2 protein-coding genes are annotated in these 1037 nt (G+C 59.9%); both read right to left on the bottom strand.

The window, feature by feature from the left end; all coding sequences use genetic code 11:
- Window positions 1–44 precede the first annotated feature (44 nt).
- A complete protein-coding gene (locus tag U1872_RS22760) occupies window positions 45–239 on the bottom strand; it encodes a hypothetical protein (protein WP_332747822.1) in 195 nt (64 codons plus the stop codon).
- Window positions 232–888, bottom strand: coding sequence for an SOS response-associated peptidase family protein (locus tag U1872_RS22755; RefSeq protein WP_332795115.1), 657 nt, complete (start codon window positions 886–888; stop codon window positions 232–234). Before U1872_RS22755 ends, U1872_RS22760 begins: the two co-directional genes overlap by 8 nt.
- Between the last annotated feature and the right edge of the window lie 149 nt (window positions 889–1037).

Here is a 1037-nt window from a genome sequence, read left to right as displayed (position 1 = left end):
CGTGGACAACGTCCCGGAGCCAAAGGATCAGTGAGGAACTGACGCTATTGTTTGGACGCCCCAGCAATCACATCGAGCGCAGCCGCGACCCGACGCCAGTCTTGCGGATTTGTGGTGTCGCGAAGAATGTCGAAAAGCCTGTCCGTAAAATGCTCAGCCTCGTCGTCTCCAAATGCTGCCGCGATAGTCGACGCCTTTTCCCAGACTTCCCGCTCGGACATGGCCGGCAGCTCAGACATTGGGAGTGTTTCCACGTGTCGGAAACACCGGGCCACGGACAGTCATCTGAGCGGCCGGATATGGCCGCTGCAGCGCCAGCACGTCGTCATAGCTTCCCGTGAGCCAACGGTCGTGATCATCCGGCCTCAGGATCGTGATCATCGCCTTGGGGTGGATCGGTGCCACCAGTTCGTTCGCATCGCACGTGACCATCGCGAAGTAGCGCTGGTTACCGACCTGTCGCCAGAAGCCGGCAATGGCGAACACGGGCTGATCTGTAACGGCGAACCACATCTCCCCCTTGATCGGCTTCTTGCAGTCGCCGAGGTCGGTGGGCTCGCGAGCCCATTCGCAGAATTCCGTCAGTGGTATCAGGCAGCGGTTGTCTGGATCGGTGACGAGCGAACGCCATTGCGGAAGATGCAACGTGCGGACGTTGGTCTGCGCAACCTTGCGACCGGCCTGTTTCGCCTGCCCGGCCAGAACGTCCCATTCCATCACGTCGAGTCCGCGGCGGTCGCCTTCTTTCCGCACGACGTACGCCCGACCGAACGGGCGCAGTTCCTTCGGGTCGAACCGATTGTCCATTGGTTTGTCGGCAAGCCATTCGGCACCGAACCGTTCGGTGATCGTTTCCGGCTCGCCGTCGAACATTGCTCTGTTACACATGATCCAAGCCTGCTTCGTTCGGTGTCTGACCCAGCGTCGTCGCTGCTACCGGTCGACATGTCGCATGTTGCCGAAACGTCCGGCGACGTTTGACTTGTTGCCTATGAAAGCGACTTTGACAAATTCGCGCTCAGATCATGCCTACTCGC

Source organism: Parasphingomonas frigoris (assembly GCF_036663815.1).
Classification (GTDB): domain Bacteria; phylum Pseudomonadota; class Alphaproteobacteria; order Sphingomonadales; family Sphingomonadaceae; genus Sphingomonas.
The sequence above is the reverse complement of the archived record's forward strand: the minus strand, read 5'-3'. Positions and strand labels throughout refer to the sequence as shown.

Bases quoted from the DNA above. Each gene is read 5' to 3' on its own strand.
- U1872_RS22760 (WP_332747822.1), bottom strand. From the start codon at position 239: ATGTCTGAGCTGCCGGCCATGTCCGAGCGGGAAGTCTGGGAAAAGGCG.
- U1872_RS22755 (WP_332795115.1), bottom strand. From the start codon at position 888: ATGTGTAACAGAGCAATGTTCGACGGCGAGCCGGAAACGATCACCGAA.